General features: G+C 30.6%; 16 protein-coding genes. 9 read left to right on the top strand and 7 right to left on the bottom strand.

Features of this window, described 5'->3' with window-relative positions; translation table 11 throughout:
- Positions 1–173: 173 nt before the first annotated feature.
- Complete coding sequence (locus tag GQR92_RS09570; protein WP_158839074.1) at positions 174–4,733, bottom strand: PA14 domain-containing protein; 4,560 nt, start codon at positions 4,731–4,733, stop codon at positions 174–176.
- A gap of 586 nt (positions 4,734–5,319) precedes the next feature.
- Between GQR92_RS09570 and GQR92_RS09565 the strand changes: the two genes are divergently transcribed.
- Entirely contained in the window at positions 5,320–5,736 is a 417-nt protein-coding gene (locus GQR92_RS09565; protein WP_158839072.1) for a CBS domain-containing protein, read from the top strand.
- A 41-nt stretch (positions 5,737–5,777) separates the two neighbouring features.
- Here GQR92_RS09565 and GQR92_RS09560 read toward each other — a convergent pair whose 3' ends face one another.
- The 3 genes from GQR92_RS09560 to GQR92_RS09550 form a co-directional block, all read right to left on the bottom strand.
- Positions 5,778–7,133 carry an exonuclease domain-containing protein gene (locus GQR92_RS09560; protein WP_158839071.1) on the bottom strand — a complete coding sequence of 452 codons (1,356 nt, stop codon included), beginning with the start codon at positions 7,131–7,133 and terminating at the stop codon, positions 5,778–5,780.
- Positions 7,134–7,790, bottom strand: coding sequence for a ribulose-phosphate 3-epimerase (rpe, locus tag GQR92_RS09555; RefSeq protein ID WP_158839069.1), 657 nt, complete (start codon positions 7,788–7,790; stop codon positions 7,134–7,136).
- Between the two features lie 585 nt (positions 7,791–8,375).
- On the bottom strand, positions 8,376–9,239 hold the full coding sequence (locus GQR92_RS09550) for a sigma-70 family RNA polymerase sigma factor (protein ID WP_036827110.1): 864 nt from the start codon (positions 9,237–9,239) through the stop codon (positions 8,376–8,378).
- A 407-nt stretch (positions 9,240–9,646) separates the two neighbouring features.
- On the opposite strand from GQR92_RS09550, the gene GQR92_RS09545 reads away from it, so the two are divergent.
- From GQR92_RS09545 to GQR92_RS09535, 3 genes are read left to right on the top strand one after another with little or no spacing between them, the layout of a single operon-like run.
- Positions 9,647–10,216, top strand: a complete 570-nt coding sequence (locus GQR92_RS09545; RefSeq protein ID WP_158839067.1) for an RNA polymerase sigma factor — start codon at positions 9,647–9,649, stop codon at positions 10,214–10,216.
- A gap of 2 nt (positions 10,217–10,218) precedes the next feature.
- Positions 10,219–10,407: a hypothetical protein gene (locus GQR92_RS09540; protein ID WP_105047461.1), complete on the top strand. Its 189-nt coding sequence runs from the start codon at positions 10,219–10,221 to the stop codon at positions 10,405–10,407.
- Positions 10,408–10,412: 5 nt separating this feature from the next.
- Positions 10,413–11,249, top strand: coding sequence for a mechanosensitive ion channel family protein (locus GQR92_RS09535; RefSeq protein ID WP_158839065.1), 837 nt, complete (start codon positions 10,413–10,415; stop codon positions 11,247–11,249).
- A gap of 111 nt (positions 11,250–11,360) precedes the next feature.
- Here the strand turns inward: GQR92_RS09535 and GQR92_RS09530 are convergent, their stop codons facing one another.
- Positions 11,361–11,975: a deoxynucleoside kinase gene (locus GQR92_RS09530; RefSeq protein ID WP_158839063.1), complete on the bottom strand. Its 615-nt coding sequence runs from the start codon at positions 11,973–11,975 to the stop codon at positions 11,361–11,363.
- Between the two features lie 215 nt (positions 11,976–12,190).
- On the opposite strand from GQR92_RS09530, the gene GQR92_RS09525 reads away from it, so the two are divergent.
- The 5 genes from GQR92_RS09525 to gldA all read left to right on the top strand — a co-directional run bounded on the left by GQR92_RS09525 (position 12,191) and on the right by gldA (position 18,833).
- Complete coding sequence (locus GQR92_RS09525) at positions 12,191–13,051, top strand: GLPGLI family protein (RefSeq protein ID WP_158839061.1); 861 nt, start codon at positions 12,191–12,193, stop codon at positions 13,049–13,051.
- Between the two features lie 33 nt (positions 13,052–13,084).
- Positions 13,085–15,871 carry an outer membrane beta-barrel protein gene (locus GQR92_RS09520; RefSeq protein ID WP_158839059.1) on the top strand — a complete coding sequence of 929 codons (2,787 nt, stop codon included), beginning with the start codon at positions 13,085–13,087 and terminating at the stop codon, positions 15,869–15,871.
- 106 nt (positions 15,872–15,977) lie between these two features.
- Positions 15,978–17,117 (top strand): geranylgeranyl reductase family protein, encoded by a 1,140-nt coding sequence (locus GQR92_RS09515; protein ID WP_158839057.1) that lies wholly within the window; start codon positions 15,978–15,980, stop codon positions 17,115–17,117.
- A gap of 4 nt (positions 17,118–17,121) precedes the next feature.
- Positions 17,122–17,892, top strand: coding sequence for a hypothetical protein (locus GQR92_RS09510; protein ID WP_158839055.1), 771 nt, complete (start codon positions 17,122–17,124; stop codon positions 17,890–17,892).
- Between the two features lie 47 nt (positions 17,893–17,939).
- Entirely contained in the window at positions 17,940–18,833 is an 894-nt protein-coding gene (gldA, locus tag GQR92_RS09505) for a gliding motility-associated ABC transporter ATP-binding subunit GldA (protein ID WP_158839052.1), read from the top strand.
- Between the two features lie 175 nt (positions 18,834–19,008).
- On the opposite strand, the gene GQR92_RS09500 is transcribed toward gldA, so the two are convergent.
- Positions 19,009–19,668: an HAD family hydrolase gene (locus GQR92_RS09500; RefSeq protein WP_158839051.1), complete on the bottom strand. Its 660-nt coding sequence runs from the start codon at positions 19,666–19,668 to the stop codon at positions 19,009–19,011.
- A complete protein-coding gene (locus tag GQR92_RS09495; RefSeq protein WP_158839049.1) occupies positions 19,668–20,981 on the bottom strand; it encodes a D-arabinono-1,4-lactone oxidase in 1,314 nt (437 codons plus the stop codon). Before GQR92_RS09495 ends, GQR92_RS09500 begins: the two co-directional genes overlap by 1 nt.
- Positions 20,982–21,041 lie beyond the last annotated feature (60 nt).

The raw sequence follows: 21,041 nt of genomic DNA, 5'->3' as shown, positions 1-21,041 counted from the left end.
TGAATGAGTAATATAGTATTTTTTTTTTGACTAATGTACAATAAATATGGTTTTTATGTGTTACGTAATCTTTATTTTTTTTTTTTTGATTACTTGCTTTTAAGAGTTTTTTTTAAAGTAGCTCTTAATTTAAGAGCTACTTATTATGTAATAACGGAGTTGTGTATTATAGGTTATTCAACAAGAACTTTTTTATTGATTGTACCTTTGTCTGTTTTTATTTTTACAATGTAAATACCTGTTGGTATTTGTTTTTTGATGTTTAATTGGTAGGTTTCTTTTTGTTCTTTAATATTCCAAAGAATTACTTTTTTACCAAGAATGTCAAATAACGTTACAGTATTTATCTTTATTTCTTTATTTTTAGAAATAACAATGTTATGGTTTTTGTTATCTGTAAAAACACTTGTTTGTTTTGTTAAGATATCATCTTTTAAACTAAGTGTAGTATTTGCTGGTGTAAATGCCAAAACAAATCTGTCTGTGTAGGTGCCTGTTTTTAATTGATAGCTGGCACTTGCATTATTTATTTGTTGTGTTTTACCTGTAAGTTTATCTTTTATGTATATGTTTTGATTGATGTTTGTGGTTTCATCAATTACAATTGTAATAACACTATTTTTACTTACAACAATTTCTAAAGGCACTTCTAAAGCATCAGATATACCTTGTATCCCAGCAATTACATAACTGTTGGTGTCGTTAGAAAAATTCCAATAGAAGTCCGTCGGGTTAATATCATACATTTGAGAATCAAATCCTTTTTCATAGGCAAAAGAGTTTGCTTTGTTAAAAGAGATGGCAATTTGACGATGGAAATTACTCCCTTTAGCCTTGGCGTAGTTCATGCCTAGTTTTAAAATAGGTAATTCTTCTGTAGGCGTTTTCTTTAGCGTTTTCTTTTTACCTTTAAAAAAGACAGATTCTCCAGATTCTTCTGTAACGTATGCTCTTTGGCTATTGTTAAAAACAATTTTATCTTTAGTATCTCCACCTACTACAAAAAATCCTTGTCCGACTGCAATATAAGGTTGTGGGTCATCATATTTAGTGTCATCATTACCAACACTAGAACAAGCAATGTAGCCATCATTATCTTTAAATGTTATTTGGTCAATTTTAATGCTATTTCCATCATTGGTAGAGGTTAATGTAATATTGCTACCAGATTCTATACATAAAGCAATTTCTTTTTCGGTATAATTATTACTAGTGCCTGCAAAGGTAATTTCTCCTTTTACAACATTATTAACTTTAATTTGAAGGTTTTTATCAGCAATAGCTGCATAGGTTATTTTTAAAGTATCTACACCGCTAGAAATGTTTTCGAACTTAATGTAATCAGTTTCATTTAATGAAATTCCAGTAGTAGGGCCAGTTGATGTTGGAATTCCTGTATAATCTGCATCTTCTGCCTGAAGTGTATATAATACTGCGGTTGTAGGGGTTGCTGCATATGCATTTGTAGACGTAATTTTATTTTGAGAGGCATACCCACCAATATATCCAGCAAAGTTATGACCGGCAGTTCCTTGGTTATTATTTTCACCTACATGTTGCCAGAAATATAAGGTTCCGGTAGTAGCGTCTATATTATCGTCTATAAATTTTCTAGCATTTATAGCAGAAGGAAACGGGTTACCAATTAAATAAGATTCTCCTGTGTCAATTTCATTTTCTGATGTAAAACTACCGTCATTAGGTGTACCAACAAAAGTATAGTTTTGTATTTGACCAGGTCCTTTAAAGATAAAACCATCTCCTCTTTTTATGGTACCTCTTCGGTATTTGTGTTCCCAATTAGATCTACCGTTGCTGGCTGTAGCATAGGTGTAGATCCAGAAATCTGCTAGTTTAAGAACTCCGCCTGCATAAGAACCATCATAGCCTGTAACAAAAGTAATGTCTTTTGGGTCGTTAGGCGTAGTGCCATCTTTAAAAACAGTGATAAGAGAATAGTTATCTGCACCTGGATTGGTAACAGGTGAGCTCATATAGTTGTAGCGATATAAACTAGGTACTTCAGAATTTTGATCTATAAATAATTGACCAGGCGTACCTGAACTTGTAACTGTACTAGTATTTGTGTGTGTTTGTATTAGTTGAGCAGTGGTCCCTGTTAATCTAATGTTTCCATCTAATAGAATATCATTTGTAACCACTAAAACATTATCTGTAATTCTTAATTCTTTAAAGGTATTTACATCTAATTTACGAGCACTAAATCTACTGCCAGTATGATTGTAATCTTCATCTATAACAACGTAACGTGACCTATCTGGATACCCATTGTCCCAAGTGTTATTTGCATTTGTAGTTGTTTTTTCAATTTGATGTAAACCTAACAAAGTATTTGCTTGCGTATTTGAATCTTCTATTTCAGAAATTAACGGGTCTTGAGGGTGTCTTTTAGTGCTAGAAATATCTCCTCCATATCCAGCTTGATAAGCATCGATGTTGTTATCTATAAAAGCTACCCATTCATTTGTAGTGTACGTAATATTAGGTAATTCTATTTCATCAATTCTTACATAAGAAGTGTTGTCTGTAAATGCTTCGATAATATCGTATCTATGTATATATGAATTAGCATCATTACTAGATGATAATGTAATAATATCGTCTGCATTTGCAAAATTTGTGATGTTTGTATCATCTAAACGAAGGGCACTACTGTTGATGTTTGTAATTGCATTATTCAAATTACCTAGTAAAACAGATTGTCCTGGGGTTAAAACAGCATTAACGGTATAAGTGGAGTTAGGGGAAACTCCTGTTTGATCTCCTGATTTTGAATTGTATAATTGTACTTTTATGCTGTTGGCAGCGATATTATTTGTACTATGAATATTTGTGATTTCTATCCAGTTGTCTAAATTAGATTGATATACTTGAGTAATCATTGCTATTCCGTCTTCTGTAAGATCTCTATAGTCTACATCTCCAAATGTTAAAGCATCACTATCTATATCTGTAAAATTGTCGGTTTGGGTGCTGTCAAAACTACCATTAACATCGGTGTAGTTATCGCCATTATCTAAGGTGTTTTCTAGTCCGTTTGTGCCTACAATTCCATCTGTTCTACCGGCGGTATTTGTAAGTCCAGAACCCGATTCTACAATGTCAAAAATAGTATCACCATCAGAATCTAAATCTAAATAATCTGGTACAGTATCCGCTCCGATTGTTGCAGTAGCATCTGTATTTAAAGGTGTTATTCCAAAAGAATTTGCACTACCAGTTAAATTTGAGTCATAAGCATCATCTAAACCATCGTTGTCAACATCATCTCCAGAAGGTTCTAGGTAATCTCTTGTAGTTTGCCCTTCAATGTTATCTGGAATTCCGTCGTTGTCTGAGTCTAAATCTAATGAGTTAGGTATACTATCGCCGTCACTATCGCAATTACCAGGAGATAAAGTGTTAAACGGAATGGGAATTCTTAATGGAGCAGAAATACTTGAGTATTCAACAATTAAAGAATGTTGCCCGTTATTTTCAAAAAAGAGCACTTCAATGGTATGGGCACCTGCATTTAGTAAAACAGGAGTTCCTGCTATAGGGCCTCTTGCTGCATGTGGTCCGTCGTAATCTGCTACTTCATTTCCATCAATATATACTTTAGAACCATCGTCTGAGTTTAAGTAAAAAGTGTAAGTGTCTGTTGTTGGTATTTTTATAAAACCAGTGTATCTTATGCTGTAGGTATTGGCATCAGTAGGAGTAACAATAGTCTGTAATGCTGTTACATCAAAATCTGAAACTGTACCCACGCCAGTTACTCCCGTTGTAGGTATGTTGTCTACAGTATTAGAAGCAGGAGATGCATTATAAAATTCATAATTTAAACTACCGGTACATTCTATGTTTTCTTCTGTGTCTAAAATACCATCATTATCATCGTCTATATCAATAGAATCTGTAATACCATCATTATCTATATCTGTAATACCTGTAATTGTTACACTACCATTATTTCCGTTTGTTTGGTCTGCTCCAGAAGCAGCACCATTTGCTCCTGCTGCAATTGTACTAGTAACGTAGCCTGTAAAAGTAGTGTTAACAAAAGAACCACCACCACCCGCAGAACCAGCGCCACCCGCAGCACCTCCACCAGAGTAACCACCACCAGCAGCAGCGTAAAAATTACCAGCACCACCACCTCCAGTAAGACCTCGTCCACCAGCTCCGTTTCCAGAAATTGCAGTACCTCCTAGAGCTAGAGTAAAATCTACTTTAGCTGCTTTACCACCAAGACCAGAAGAACCATTACCACCCGCAGAGTTAATACCACCACCACCACCAGAATCTGAATTAGAAGTACCTCCATTACCAGCTGTACCACCACTACCATTATTTGTAAAAGTAGCTGCAACCGTTCCATTGTCTCCATTTGTAGTGTTATTAGCGCCAAAGCCAACAGCATTGGCTGAGTTATCACCACCACCACCACCACCAGCAACTAAAATTAAAGTACTGTTAATGTAAATACCCGTACTACCACCACCACCGGCTTCTGAGCCACCGAAGCCTCCTTCTGCTACTAGATATCTAATAACATCTCCGTTGTTTAGGTTATAGATTGCGTTTATGGTAGCACCGTTACCTCCAAAAGTATTGGTTCCATTTCCTCCATTACCCCCAGCAATAACAAAAGCAATTTGTTTTGGTCCACCAGAAATTGTGTAAGTGCTAGATTCTACTGTAGTAGTTGCAACTACAGTTTGACTCATTATTTTTGTTGTATAAGGATTTATAAGACTAATAAATAATATTAATTTTAAAAATAGGGTGGGGGTTTTCATAATTTATTAATTTTTAATTTATACCTCATAATTATTTTGAAACAAATTAATTATGGGCTATTTACTATATTTGGACACCGTAATTTATTAGAAGTCACATGGTTGTTAATAAATTTTTCTTAACTATTGTTTTAATATTTTACTTTTTGTACCAATTTTAGACCTTTAGTGACAATTATTAATAGTTAATTTTTATCTATAATAGCTTTTAATTGCTAGGTGTATTAAATTTAGAATTGTATAGAAAGAATATCTAAATCAAACAATTGTTTTCGAGGTACAGAAATAATATTTTAATATGAAAGAGAATTATTTAAAGATAATCAATAAATTAATTTCACCTCTTATTCTTAAGTATATACGAAACAAATAACTATTTGGTTTTGTGTCTATTATTTTAAGGTTTATTTTGTATTGTTTCTTAAATATAAAAAAAAAGAATAAAACTGACATAAATCATCTTTTACAATTGCTTTTATTCAGAAATTTGAAGTACGATTTAAAACAACATATTATGAAAAGAGACGAGCCGATATCAACAATAATGGCAACAAATTTAGTAACACTTAGTGTTAATGATGATTTAGTTACCGCAGAAAAATTATTTTTTGATAAAAAAATTAAACATATCCCTGTTGTAAAAGGAAAAGAAATCATAGGTATGTTAAGTTACTCGGACATACAGAGAGTTAGTTATTCTGATATGAACGATGATAAAAAGACGATTAATAGTGTTGTTAAAAATACTTTTTCTATAGAGCAAGTTATGGCAAAAAATATAATAGCAATTCCGCCTTATACTTCTATAAAAGATACGGCAGAGTTACTTACAAATAAAGGATTTCATGCTTTACCAGTAATTGAAGATTCTGAACTGGTAGGAATAGTTACTACAAGGGATTTAGTAAAATATTTGGTAGCAAAATTATAGTGGTTTTTATATTGGTTAGTTAGTAAGAAAGAGGCTTTTTTTTAAGCCTCTTTTTTCTTTAAATAACTAGAAATAATACGTTGAATATCTTTGCTGTCTTTTTTAGGTGTTACAAAAAACTGATAATCTTCTGGGTTTTCTAATTGTTCAGATTGATGCATATCTACATAGCCAAAACCTTGATAAATTCCGTTTAAAATTAACGCAAAACCAACTTCATTTTCAGTTCTTCCTTTTTCTTTGATAACTAAACTTTCAGTGCTAATTTCAACGGATTTAATGGCTTCTTTTACGCGAGCGTTATAATCATTAATAGCTTCTGCATTACAACAAATACCTTTGCATTCTTCTAGCGGATAAAGAGTACAACTAGAAGTATTAGGTTCTATGTGGCAATATTTTTGGCATAACAGAAACTCTTTACGTAAAGTATCTAAATGAGTTTTACATGCTGTTACAGAATAGCATTTTATTATTGGGTTCGGAATCATTTTTAACCGATTGTGGCCTAAATGCATAATACCTTTTTGATCTTCGTAAACAAACAAACCAAACGTTTCTTTTTTCTCTTTTTGTGGTTTGTTAAATTTAGGGGCAGCTTGTTTAATTTCTGTAGATTCTAATAATAAAGCCAGTAATTCGTTACCAGTTTCTGTGAAAGAAATAGCTGCAATTTCTAAACACATGGTTTGTGCTGTTTTCTTTTTATCAGAAAAATGACTGATAACACGTTGTTTTATATTGTTAGACTGACCAATATAAATAATTTCATTATCTGAGTTTTTAAACTCATAAATGCCAAAAGTTTCTGGTAAGTTATCTACTACTTTTTTATTTAAAAGAGGTGGTACGGTTGCTGGTTTCGATTTAGGATTTAAAAAGGAGTTAATAGTAAAATTATCATCTCTTTCTAGTAACCTTTTAAACAATTCTGTAGTTGCTTCTGCATCTCCTTTTGCTCGGTGTCTTCCGTTTATAGGGATGTTTTCTATGGTGCAAATGTTCCCTAAGCTATAAGAACTTAAGTCTGGAATAATTTTTCTAGACAAACGAACGGTACAGAGCTTTTGTCGTTCAAAATCGAATCCTAAGTTTTTAAATTCTTCTAGAATAATGTTGTAATCGAAATTAACATTGTGTGCTACAAAAATAGTGTCTTTGGTAATTTCTGCAACCTTTTTTGCAATTTCATAAAACTTAGGCGCATTTCTTACCATTGCATCTGTTATACCTGTAAGATCGGTAATAAATGCAGGGATATTTTGTTCTGGATTTACTAAAGTAGTAAACTCATCTACAATTTTTTTTCCATCAAAAACAAAAATGGATATTTCGGTTATTTTAGAACCTTTATATCCATTTCCTGTGGTTTCTATATCTACAACTGTGTATAACAATTATTCGATTGTCTTTTTTAAGTCGGCAATAGTTTGTGTAGGATTCTCTGATCCAAAAACAAAACTACCAGCAACTAAAACATTTGCTCCGGCTTCTATTAATGCATTTGCATTATAAGAGGTAACGCCTCCGTCTATTTCAATTTGGCATTCAGATTCTGTAAAATCTATTAAGTGTTTTAATTGACTTACTTTTTTATAGGTGTTTTCTATAAATGATTGTCCGCCAAAACCTGGATTTACGCTCATAATACACACAACGTCTAAATCATCTATAATATCTTCTAAAACAGCAATTGGTGTGTGTGGGTTTAAAGCAACTCCAGCTTTCATTCCTGCTGCTTTTATGGCTTGTACGGTTCTATGTAAGTGTGTACAAGCTTCATAATGTACGGTTAAAATATCTGCGCCTAAATCTGCAAATGTTTGTATGTATTGATCTGGGTTTACAATCATTAAATGTACATCAATTGTTTTTTTAGCGTGTTTAGTAATCGCTTTTAAAACAGGCATTCCAAAAGAAATGTTTGGTACAAAAACACCGTCCATAATATCAATATGAAACCAATCTGCTTCACTATTGTTTACCATTTCGATGTCTCTTTGTAGGTTAGCAAAATCTGCTGCTAAAATTGAAGGTGCAAGTAAATTACTCATTATTTTGTTGTTGTGTTGTGATTTTATTTTTGCAAAGGTACTTAAATTGTCATTGCGAGGAACGAAGCAATCTCTTAAAAATATAACAATAATTTATTATAAATTTCGACCACATAGTGATATAGAAAATATAGAATTTGTGGTAAAAAGAAAAGTAATAAATAGGTTTAGTCCTTTTTAAAAGGCATCCTTTTTTGTGCTAAATTTAATTGATGATTACGATAAATAAATAATCTGTATGTTTATTTTATCTCTTTTTCTTTTCCATTGATGAATACTGAGTGAGGTTTAGCCCCGATTGAAGTGGCATCCTTTTTATTACCTCTATAAAAAAAAACGTCATTGCGAGGTACGAAGCAATCTGTTTCTAATGATGAGCTTGCTATAGTTTATAAAAAAGTGAGCTTTGGAAAGAAAGTAATAAAAAGATATAACGGAAAGCGGGAAATAGCTTCAAAAAAAATAAAGTAACTTTATGTGATTTCTCCTTCGTCGAAAAGACAAGATTGTGCCTTGTAATGACGTGTATAAAAAAAACTCCCAAAAATAAATTTGAGAGTTTTTAAGTTTTATAAAAATTAATGATTAACCTAAGTATGTCATTAAAATTTTAGATCTAGAAGTGTGTTTTAATCTTCTAATTGCTTTTTCTTTAATTTGACGAACACGCTCACGAGTTAAATCGAAAGTTTCACCAATTTCTTCTAAAGTCATTGGTTGGTGCTCACCTAAACCAAAGTATAATTTTACAACATCTGCTTCACGTGGAGTTAGAGTTTCTAATGCTCTGTTTATCTCGATACGTAAAGATTCGTGTAATAATTTTCTATCTGGGTTTGGAGATTCTCCAGAGTTTAATACATCGTATAAGTTAGAATCTTCACCTTCAATTAAAGGTGCATCCATAGATACGTGACGTCCAGAATTTTTCATAGATTCTTTTACGTCATTAACAGTCATGTCTAGTTTCTTAGCAATTTCTTCAGCACTTGGTGGGCGCTCATTTTCTTGCTCTAAGAAAGCGTACATTTTGTTAATTTTATTGATAGAACCAATTTTATTTAACGGTAAACGTACTATTCTAGATTGTTCTGCTAAGGCTTGTAAGATAGATTGACGAATCCACCAAACGGCATAAGATATAAATTTAAAACCACGAGTTTCATCAAAACGTTTTGCTGCTTTAATTAAACCTAAGTTTCCTTCGTTTATTAAATCTGGCAATGTTAATCCTTGATTTTGATATTGTTTTGCAACAGATACAACAAATCTTAAATTGGCTTTTGTTAATTTTTCTAAAGCTCTTTGGTCTCCAGCTTTAATAAGTTGTGCCAATTCTACTTCTTCATCAGCGGTAATTAAATCTACCTTACCTATTTCTTGTAAATATTTATCTAATGATGCAGTTTCTCTATTAGTAACCTGCTTGGTAATTTTAAGTTGTCTCATCTAATTCTCTATGACTTTTTAAAGGATTAATGTATTGCTACAATTTATTATACGTAAGAATATTATAAAATGTTACAAAAAGAATTGTTTTTTTTATCATTTTAATTTTTTTTAGGGTTTGTAAATCTTAAATATATAATTATTAGTCTCGTTAAAAGGTAATTAGATAGGTTGTTATTCTTAAGATTTATGAGTAAGAAAAAGATTAATTTATTATTAAGAATTGTTTACCTGTATGGATAAACCAAGTTTTACAACTATTTTTAGAGTATAAAAATGGCATTTAATTAGGGTGTTTTTTTTAAAAGAAGGTTTCTTACCGTTCATCGATATAAAAGAACGTGTCATCTTTATATTTATTTTAATTGTGACTTATAAAGTTTCTTTGTGTCAAAACAATAACTGAGTTGAAAGCGATAGATGTAAAAAATTTAAGTGACGAGGAGCTAGTCTTTAAAATAGTAGAAACAAACAATACGCATTTGTTTGCTGTTTTATATGACAGGTTTTCTAAAGTTGTTTATAATAAGTGTTATGGTTTTTCTAAAAATAAGGAAGAAGCAGAAGATTTAACACATGACGTTTTTATCAGGTTATTTGTAAAAATAAAGACCTTTAAAGGTAACTCTAAGTTTTCTACTTGGTTGTATTCTTTTACCTATAATTTCTGTGTAAATTATGTACAAAGAAACGATTTTAAGAAGAAAGAAAAAGTTACGGTTGTTACAGATAATATAAAAGAAGATGATGATTTGCAAGAAATTGATGATGCAACTCTATTTGAGTTAAAATCAGAAAAATTGGCAAAAGCATTGGCTTTAATTGATCCAACAGAAAAGATGATTCTTTTAATGAAATATCAAGATGATATGACCATTAAAGAAATTAAAGAATCTTTAAATATTGGTGAAAGCGCTGTTAAAATGAGAATTAAAAGAGCGAAACAAAAACTTGTAAGAACGTATGAAGAGTTATAAATATGAGCAATCCTTTTAAAAGAATTATACACCACCATAGTGTGCCTGAAGTTCTTAAAGAAAAAGTTTTAAGTGATATTGGTATGATTAAACTTACCTTAGATATTGCAGATTTATTTTTAGTCAAATATCCGAATACAATTGGAGACTTGTTGAACAACGGTAACAATAACTCGAATCATAAAAGCTAAAAATAATGACAAATAAATTACTGCTTGCACTAAATTCTGAAATGGATTTTAGTTTTCTACAAACACTTTGGAATAATTTTATAGATTTTTTACCACAATTATTAAAAGGAATTGGTTTTTTAATAATTGGATGGTTGTTAATAAAATTACTACTGTATGTTATTAAAAAAGCATTGGGTTATACCAAAATAGATAGCTTACCAGAAAAATTAAATGTTGATGAAATTTTTGGAGAATCATCATTAAAAATTCAACCAACAAAAATAATTATAACTGCTATTAAGTGGGTTTTAATCCTCGTTTTTATAATTGTAGGCTCTGAGCTATTAGGTTTAAGAATGGTTTCTGAGCAATTAAGTGGTTTAATAGCGTATTTGCCAAAACTAATTAGTGCACTTATCATTTTTGCAATAGGTATTTATGTTGCTAACCTGGTAAAAAAAGCCTTGTTTTCTATGTTTAAATCGTTAGAATTAACTGGAGGGAACTTGGTTGGTAATATTGCATTTTACTTAATTGCAATTGTAGTTACAGTAACGGCTTTAAACCAAGCAGGTGTTAATACAGATTTAATTACGAGTAATTTATCTATAATTTTGGGTGCAATTTTAGCTTCGTTTACAATTGCTTTTGGCTTAGGCTCTAGAGATGTTATAAAAAGATTATTATTTGGGTATTACACTAGAAAAAATATTCAAGAAGGGGATAAGGTTATTGTAAATGGTGTAGAAGGAGTTGTTGGAGTAATCGATAATATTTGTGTAATATTAATAACAAAAGAAGGAAAGGTAATCTTACCTATAAAAGATATAGTGGACAATCGAATTGAAGTAATCAATTGATTTTTTAAGACTTGATAGAATGTTGGGGGACAATCTATCATCTGTGATTTATCACAAAAAGAAAGAGACCGTGAAAACGGTCTCTTTTATTTTTTATAAAAAATGATATTTTTAAAATAACCCATTTATTTGAGCATCTATTCTGTCTATAATATAGCCTAAATCTTCTTGGTTGTCTACAAAATCAAGATTATCAACATCAATTATTAGTAGTTTTCCTTTTGTGTAGGTAGATATCCAAGCTTCATAACGTTCATTTAATCTGCTTAAATAGTCAATACTAATAGAGTTTTCATAATCTCTACCACGTTTGTGAATTTGGCCCACTAAGGTAGAAATATCTGCACGTAAGTATATTAATAAATCTGGAGGTGTTACCAAGTTTTCCATCAATTCAAATAAAGAACTATAATTGCCATAGTCTCTATTAGTCATTAACCCCATAGCATGTAAATTGGGTGCAAAAATATGGGCGTCTTCATAGATTGTTCTATCCTGAATAATATTTTTACCAGATTCTCTTAATTCTAAAATTTGACGAAAACGACTATTTAAAAAATAGACTTGTAAATTAAAAGACCAACGTTCCATTTCTGTATAAAAATCGTCTAAATACGGATTTTCATCAACAGACTCAAAATGTGGTTTCCATTTGTAATGTTTAGCTAATAACTTGGTTAGTGTGGTTTTACCAGCACCAATATTTCCTGCAATTGCAACGTGCATAAATTAAATTCTAATAAGATTAAAAGTGGTGCTAAAATAGTGAAAATAATAAACAGAATGTATCTAATGCTTTAATTAAACCTAAAAAAAGCAATCTTAACATTTTAATTTAATAGCAGTTCTTTTTTATTTTTTTTAGTAATTAAACTTTTAGACTTTTTTTTAGTCATAATATATATAAACAGATTTGTTTATAGCAAACTAAATATACTTACATGAAATCGTTATTTACATTTATTCTTAGTATTGTTTCAATGATTACTTTGGGACAAAAAGATTTTCAAGGGAAAGCAACCTATATGTCTAAGACCTCTGTAGACTTAAATAACTTTGCTAGAGGCGGAGAACAGCTTTCTGATGCAAGAAAAAAACAAATTCAAGATAGAATGAAATCTCAATTAGAGAAAACATTTATTCTAAATTTTGATAAAAGTTCTTCTATTTATAAAGAAGATGCAAAATTAGAAGCACCAACAACAGGTGGAGGTGGAAGAGGTCCAAGGTTTGGAAGTTTTTCTAGTGGAGGAACAAAATATAAAAACACAAAGGATAAAGTGGCACTTGAGGCTACAGAGTTTTTTGGAAAAAAGTTTTTAGTGTCTGATGATATGAAACAACCACAATGGGAGCTAGGAGCAGAAACGAAACAAATTGGTAATTACCTTTGTTATAAAGCTACACTGCTTAAAGATGCAAATCCTTTAGATTTCTCTAATTTTAGAAGACCTAGAAAAGAGGATGATAAAAAAGAGAAAGAAGATACAGAAAAAGAGGTAGAAGTTAAACAAGTTGTAGTAACAGCTTGGTATACGCCACAAATACCAGTTAGTAACGGTCCTGGAGAATATTGGGGTTTACCGGGTTTAATATTAGAAATTAATGAAGGAACCACCACTATTTTATGTACAGAAATTGTATTGAATCCATCAGAAAAAGCAGCTATAGAAGCGCCATCAAAAGGTAAAAAAATAACAAGAGAAAAGTATTCTGAATCTGTAACTAAAAAGATGGAAGAATTAAGACAGAATTTTCAAAATAGAGGTAGAGGTGGTAATCGTGGAGGAGGACGTTTCTAAAGAAATCTAATAACTGTATCTTAATTATATTAAATGAAAAACATAGTACTACTCGCCATTTTTATGGTTACACTTTGTGCAAATGCGCAAGTAAAATTAACTGGTGTTGTTAAAGACAGTATAGGGGAGTCTTTAGAGATGGCAAATGTATTAGCAATTGACAAGGTTACTAATAAAATAGCATCTTATGGTTTTACAGATACTAAAGGTTTTTATAAATTAAATGTAGAAAAAAACACCACTATTTTACTGAAAATAAGTTATGTAGGTATGAAGTCGTCGGACTTTACTATTGAAACAAAGTCTGAAGATATTGTAACAAATGCAATGCTTGCTTTCGATAATGCTTTAGATGGAATAAATATTGTGTCTAAAATGCCCGTTACTATAAAGGGAGATACCATTGTTTATAATGCGGATTCTTTTAAAAATGGATCAGAACGAAAACTAGAAGATGTTTTAAAGAAATTACCTGGTGTAGAAATTAATGATGATGGTGAAATAGAGGTTGAAGGAAAAAAAGTAGAAAAAATTATGGTTGATGGTAAGGATTTTTTTGATGGAGATACAAAACTTGCCACCAAGAATATTCCTTCTAATGCTTTAGATAAAATAGAAGTTTTAAGAAATTACGCAGATGTTAGTCAGCTTAGTGGTGTGCAAAACAACCAAGATAGGGTTGCTATCAATATTAAATTAAAAGAAGGGAAAAAGAATTTTTGGTTTGGAGATATTACTGCAGGTTCTGGTAATGCTCCAGATGAAACATTGTATTTATTGCAACCAAAACTATTTTATTACTCTCCAAAATATACGATTAATGTTATTGGTGATGTTAATAATATGGGTGAAGTTGTTTTGTCTAGAAGAGATGTTAGAAACTTTAGTGGAGGTTTTAGAAGTCAAAGTCCTTCTAACGGAACAAACTTAAGTTTAGCAGATGCAGGAATTGGGTTTTTAACCGCAAATGCTAGAAATGCAAATAGAATAGAAACAAAACTTACTGCTTTAAATTTTAGCTATTCACCTAATAAAAAATTAGATTTAAGTGGATTTTTAATTTTTTCTAGTAATAGTAATGGACAAAAACGTATAAACGATATCGATTATTTTGATATTGCAGATGATCCTAATACATCAGCAGACGAAACTTCTATTATACCAGATGACCTTGTAGAGAATTTAACAGACCAAACTAGTAATACAGGTTTGTTTAAATTTAGTGCAAACTATAAACAAAATACAAGAAAGCAATTCAATTATGATGTTATTGGTCGTTTTTCTAATGAATTTAGAACCGATGCTGTAAATTCTAGAGTTTTAAGTGATATTAATGAAAGTGAAAGATCTACACCTTATAAAATCAATCAAAATTTTAGTTATTTCTATACTGCGAATGAAAAAAATATTTTTGCTTTAGAAGCACAACATTTGTTGCAAGATGAAGATCCTTTTTATGTAGCATCTTTAGAAAACGATTCATCAAATAATAATGATGTAGACAAAGATGGTTTTGATGATGCAGCATTTTCATTAGGTTTAGATAGAACAAATCTATTTTATAAATTAGAACAAGACAGAAAAGTTAAGTCTAATCAATTAGACGTTAAATTAGATTATTATAATATTTTAAATGATAAGAGTAATTTAAATTTTGTTTTGGGTACCATACAAAGTAAGCAGAATTTTGATTCTAAGTTTTTTCAGATTTTAGATGATGAAAGCATTGTAGATCCAACACCTACAATTCCTGGCAATACAGACCCAAGAACCACAAATGATACAGAATATACTTTTTCTGATCTTTATGCAGGGTTAAGGTATCGTTTAAAAGCGGGTATTTTTACTTTTACACCAGGTTTTACATTGCATGCCTATAATGTTAAAAATACTCAATATCAAACAGAAATATTTGAAGACAAGTTTGATAAAATTTTTCCAGAACTTTCTATAATTGCACAATTTAAACAAAGTGAAAGTTTGCGGTTTTCATACAAGCAAGAAGTTAATTTTACAGATGTTAATAAACTAGCCAGAGGTATTGTTGCTAATAGTTACAATTCTTTTTATTATGGTAATGAAGAGTTAAACAATGCTCACTTACATAATGTAAATTTAAATTATTCTAGTTTTAATCTATTTAATTATACAAATGTTTTTGCTAGAATTAATTATAAGAAAACGATAGATCAAATTAATACAAATGCAAATTTTGAACCAGCTTCTGTAGTATCTAGCAGTACATCATTAAATTCACCTTTTGATAATGAGAGTTTTTCTGCATCTGGTAGAGTTGGTAAGACGTTTAATAAAATTAAAACATCTTTAAGTGCCAATTATAGTTACAGTAAGTCGTATCAGTTTCTAAATTCAATAGAAAATACAAATAAGCTTAATTCTCAAAGCTATAATGCAAGTATTGGTACTAATTTTACAAAAGCACCAAATGTTACTTTTAACTATAGATTAAGTCTGTCTGACCAAGATAATAGTGCAAGAGCAGAGATTGTAAAAGGAGTTACAAATGCGCCTTCTATTAGTTTTGATGCTTATGTTTGGAATTCATTAACCGTTCGTTCAGATTTTTCTTTTAATGAAGTAAAACAAAATGGAAATATTGCAAATTCTTATAAAATTTTAGATTTGACTTTAGCTTACAGAAAAGATAAAGATGCCAAGTGGGAATACGAATTAGTAGGTAGTAATCTTTTGGCAACAGGTTCTACAACTAGTTTCAATTACGGTCTTACGTCAAACTCTATAAATGAAACTTTTATTTTACCAAGGTTTATTAGTCTTAGAGTAAAATATCAATTGTAATTTAAGTAGAATTTATAGCATAAAAAAAGACTCAATTTATTGAGTCTTTTTTTATGCTATAAATTTAAAATAAGAAACAATATATTTGTAAAAAAAATAACATTCTATGATTTTTGATGTAGCTATAATAGGTTCGGGGCCAGCAGGGGCTTCTGCAGCTTTTAAATTAGCAGAAAAAGGAATATCAACAGTTATAATAGAAAAAGAAACTTTACCAAGATATAAAACTTGTGGAGGTGCTTTTGGTTTGGCGGGTAGAAAAATAATGCCTTTTGATATTACTGAGGTTGTAGAAAAAGAATGTTTTAATGTTGATGTTTTTTTTGATAAAATTGATAAAAAATTTACCATTCAAAAAGACGAGCCTATCATTACCATGGTGATGCGTGCAGATTTCGATAATTTTATTGTTAAAAAAGCACAAGAATTAGGAGTTACATTATTAGAAAATCATAAACTTACAGATATTACTTTTAAAGATGATATCACTTTACATACTTCTAAAGGAGAGGTAAAAACCAAATTTGTAATTGCTGCTGATGGTGCTTTAGGTAAGACTGCAAAATTTGCAGGATGGAAAGAAACACGTTTGTTAATACCTGCATTAGAATATGAAGTTGAGGTAAATGATGATGATTTTAAAAGACTGTCTAAAACCGTTCGTTTAGATTTTGATGCCATTCCTATGGGATATGGTTGGTGTTTTCCAAAGAAAAATCACTTATCTATAGGGGTTGGAGCATTACGAAAAGTAAAGGTCGATTTTAAACAGTGTTACAGAGATTATTTAGTGAATACTCTAAAGGTAACAGAAGTTATTAGCGAAGAAATGCATGGTTTTCAAGTGCCAGTTTCTTTAAGAAAAGATGGTTTTGTAAGAAATAATGTTTTTTTAGTGGGAGATGCTGCTGGTTTTGCAGACCCGTTATCTGCAGAAGGAATTACAAATGCTATTCTTTCTGGTAATATGGCAGCAGAATCAATCATTGAAAGTAAATTGAATGGTGAATTAGCTGAGAAATTATACAATGAAAAGTTAGAAGAGCATCTTTTACCTGCGCTAAGATCTGCCTTTAAATTGTCTAAATTGTTTTATGAAAACGGAACAATGAGAAATCTTTTGATTAAAAAATATGGTGAAAGAATCTGTGAAAAAATGATTCAGATTATGATGGGAGAGAGTACCTACCCAACAGATATCATGAAAACGATAAAAAGGAAACTAAAAAACGCTATTTTTTCATAGAAGTATGAGTGTATCAACAACTAAAACTTTTTTACCTGCATTTTTAAAGACTTTGGGAATTTTATTTCTCTATATCTTTCTAGGGTTATTTTTAGATAGCGTTACTGTAGCAGAAGGCTATCAAGACTTACAATGGTTAGCCAATCTAATAATGGTTGTAATTTTCTCAATTACACTTTTTAAAGTAAATCCAAGAATTAGAGAACAAATGGTGTATGCAGTATTGATTGCTATTGCAGGCGAGTACGGTTTTTCTTTAGGGATGGGCATGTACACCTATCGCTTAGAAAACATACCACATTACATACCTATGGGGCATGCTTTGGTCTATGCTGGTGTATTGTATTTTACAAAAACAGCGTATGCAAAAAATAATGTAAAATTATTAGAAAAGGTTTTTACTGTTCTTGTAATTGTATATACAACTGCCTTTTTAATCTTGAAAAATGATGTTTTTGGCTTTGTGCTATCTGCTTTAATGTTATATTTTTTAAGTAAAAGACCAAGAGAACGTTTGTTTTATTTAACCATGTTTTTAGCCGTTGCTTATTTAGAAATTATAGGTACCAGCTATGAGTGTTGGTGGTGGCCAACAACAGCTTGGAATAAAATATCATTTTTACCAAGTGCAAATCCGCCAAGTGGCATTAGTTTTTTCTATTTTGGTTTAGATTTAGGTTGTTTGTATTTTTATAAAAAGAGACATAAAATAGCCTGGTCTAGAATGAAAAATGTTAGGAAAATTAGACAAATTAAAGGTGTTGTAGCAAACTAAAAAACGAATCTTTTCGTTTTTAAATTAAATCAAATTACATTTGTAAGATGTCTATAAAAGTAACATCCGTTTCTAAAATTTATAAAACTCAAAATGCATTAAACAATGTTTCTTTTTCTGCGGATAAAGGTCAAATAATTGGTTTTTTAGGTCCAAATGGAGCAGGGAAATCTACAATGATGAAAATCTTAACCGGCTTTATTAAACCAAATGAAGGAGAAGTTTTTGTTGATGAAATAGATGTGTTACAAAATCCATTGGCAGCACAAAAAACAATTGGTTATTTACCAGAACATAACCCATTGTATGCAGATATGTATGTGCGAGAATATTTACAATTTCATACCTCCATTTTTAAGGTTGATAAAAACCAAATAGAAATTTGTATCGAAAAAGTAGGATTAACTGCTGAGGCACATAAAAAAATCAATCAATTATCTAAAGGATATCAGCAAAGAGTAGGTTTGGCAGCAGCTATTTTACATAACCCAAAAGTGTTAATTTTAGACGAACCTACTACAGGTTTAGACCCAAACCAACTGGTAGAAATTAGAGAACTAATTAAAGAATTAGGTAAAGAAAAAACAGTGTTGTTTTCTACGCATATTATGCAAGAAGTAGAAGCGGTTTGCGATCGAGTAATTATCATTAAAAAAGGAGAAATTCTGGTTGATAAAAAACTAGCAGATCTCAAAGAAAATAATCAACAAGTAATAGAAGTTACTTTCGATTATAAAATTGAAGAACAGTTTATAAAAAGATTAAAAAACGTAGTTTCTTACAAAAACAATTACGACAATACTTGGTATATCACTTTTGAAAGTGAAGAAGATATGCGTTCTAAAGTGTTTGATTTTGCTCAAGAAAATGGCCTGAAAATTTTGAGCTTAAATACACAGAATAAAAACTTAGAAACGCTTTTTAGAGAAGTAACGGCTTAGGTTTTTAAGCGCTATATATCGATAAAGTATAAAATTTGTCACTTCGAAGTTATGAGAAGTCACATAACAGTGATCATACAAAACTTAGTGTTTTATGAGGTTTCTCTCTCCGGTCGAAATGACAAACTGTACTTAGAACTTTCAAACTTGTTACTTTTGTGAAAGTTACCTAATTCTAAAAATAGTATTTTGTCAAATACTCATAAGCTTCCAACAATGTAGGGAAAACTAAAACACTTCCTGCTTCTTTTAGTTCTTCATCAGTATATTGTGTGGTAATTCCGATAGCAACCATTCCTGCTGCTTTTGCTGCTTTTGTTCCTGTTAAACTATCTTCAAAAACCCAAATATCTTTAAAATCACTTTCTTTAAAACCTAAAGTTTCTGCAAGTAAAATATAAGCTTCAGGTGCTGGTTTTGGTTTCACGTAATCTTGCACACCAAATACTGTTGGAAAATTTAAATTTAAGTGATGAACACTGTTTTTTAAAAACTGTTTTGTAGCGTTACTTGCAATTCCGTAAGGTATTTTTTCTTTGGTTAAAAGTTCGGTAAATTCTCTAACACCAGGTAATAATTTAGGTACTGTAAAGTATTTGTCTAAATGTTTATCTTTTAGAAAAAATAATTCTTCTGTGCGTTTTTCTTCACAAATTACGCTGCAATAATATTCTGCAATAATCATTGGAGATTTCCCTGCATGAGTTTTTGGAAACGGAGCTATTTCTTTGTTGAATAATTCTTTAAAAGCAGAGGTCCAAGCAGAATAATGACTTTCGAAACTGTTTACAATTACGCCGTCAAAATCAAATAAAAATCCTTTAGGGTTTGTCATTATTTAATTGTTTTTTCGTTGAATATTTCCGTTAAATACGGATTTAAAAATTTATTGGTTGGATCTAATTTTCTTCTCAAATATTTAAAATCTTCCCATTTAGTATAGACTTTAGATAGCTCAGCATCTTTTGCTGTAAAACGTTTTGCCCAATGCGGTTTTCCTCCGTATTTTAAGAATATTTTTTCAATGCTTTTAAAAGCTTCATACGTATCTGCAGTAGCTGCATTTCTAGAAACGCAGCCCATTGTAACCGTATCTTTACCATAGGCATAACTTAACCAGGTTTTGTCTTTATATACAAAACGAACATCCATAGGAATATGAATAAAAGATTTGTTGCTCCACTTATTTATTTCTGCTTTTAGTTCTTCAAAAACTGTAGGAAAAACATCTAAACCAATGGTCCATTCTGCCAGTTCTAAAGTAGAACCTCTAGATTTTGTAACCGTTGCTTGGTATAAGGAGCCTTTGTGTTCTTTAGTAGAGCTAAAGAAGCCTCTGTATAAAAGTTTGTTTGCAATGGCTGTTATCCAAGGAAAAACGTGAGAATATTTATACAATATTTTAGAAGCAGTTCTTCTATGTTTTAAATATTTTGGACCTAAATCTTCTGTAATTTCTGTATTTGGGTCTATTTTATCTCCTGTAATTACATATCCTTTGTCTGTATGAGGAAGCCATAAAATTCTTAAGAAATCGTGTTTTTTTAAACGCTCTTCAATTTTAGGTAACCAAACACTATCATCTTCTGGTCCTTCTTTTACGTGTAAAGTATAAATAGGTTCGCATTTAAAAGTAATTTCAGAGAATATACCTAAAACCCCTAGAGATACTCTAACGGCATCCATTAATTCGTCTTTGTCTGTTATTTTACGAATAGAACCATCAGCTAAAATAAGGTTGCATTTTGTAATGTACTCGGATAGTAATTTTCCACTTGTACCATGTGTTCCCGTAGCTAAAGCACCACCAATGGTAATTGTGTTAATATCTGGCAAACAAGGAATACACCAGCCTTTTGCTTCTACAGCTTCTATTAAATCTCCTAAAATAATACCAGACTGAACAGTAATTGTTTGTGCGATATCATTGTAAGATAAAATTTTGTTATACTCTTTAATGTCTATTAAAGTTTCTGTACCAGAAGCAATATTAGAAGAAGATTGTTTATTACCAAAAATTCTTATTTTTTCAGATTTTTTTACAACTTCTTGTAATTCCTCTTCGGAAGTAATTTTATAAAGAGATTTGTAATTATTGGTTATATTTTCGTTCCAACTTACCCAAACACCGTTTTTACTTTGTTTCATTTATTTTTTAAAAGATTAAACAAAATTAAGTAATAATATTTCTTTATGATGCCTCTTTTT

Origin of the sequence: Polaribacter sp. L3A8, assembly GCF_009796785.1 — a bacterium.
Classification (GTDB): domain Bacteria; phylum Bacteroidota; class Bacteroidia; order Flavobacteriales; family Flavobacteriaceae; genus Polaribacter.
Note: the sequence above shows the minus strand (reverse complement) of the source record. Positions and strands in the feature narration are given on the sequence as shown.